Consider the following 489-nt stretch of genomic DNA (forward strand, 5'->3'; position numbering starts at 1 on the left):
AGCTGATCATGGCCTGCGGTACGGGCCATACATTCACCTCCCTGCAGATCATGCAGGAACACCCCGCCTCCGATGCGAAGGTGTTGTTCTTGGTCCCCTCTATCGCACTGCTGGATCAGACCCTGCGGGAGTGGAAGCGCGACGCCGCTGAGGACTTCCGCGCCCTTGCCGTCTGTTCTGATGTGAAGGTCGGCAAGAACAAGGCCGACGAGGACATCTCCACCACAGACCTGCTGGTGCCAGCCACCACAGACGCCGCCCACCTGTTAGATCAACTCAACCGGGCCGGGGACTACGACGGCCGTACCGTGGTGTTCTCCACCTACCAATCCATCGACGTCATCCATCAAGCGCAGCAGCACGGACTGGGTGAGTTTGATCTGATCATCTGCGATGAGGCCCACCGCACCACAGGCGCCACTGCAACGGATCAGGACCAGGCAGCGTTCACCAAAATCCACGACAGCACGTTCGTCAGCGGCGATAAGC

General features: G+C 60.5%; 1 protein-coding gene. It reads left to right on the top strand.

Going from position 1 to position 489, the window contains the following annotated elements; genetic code table 11:
* A partial coding sequence (locus tag MWC30_RS21860; protein WP_244086309.1) for a DEAD/DEAH box helicase family protein occupies positions 1-489 on the top strand: 489 nt, incomplete at both ends.

Source organism: Desulforhabdus sp. TSK (genome assembly GCF_022836495.1).
GTDB lineage: Bacteria > Desulfobacterota > Syntrophobacteria > Syntrophobacterales > Syntrophobacteraceae > Desulforhabdus.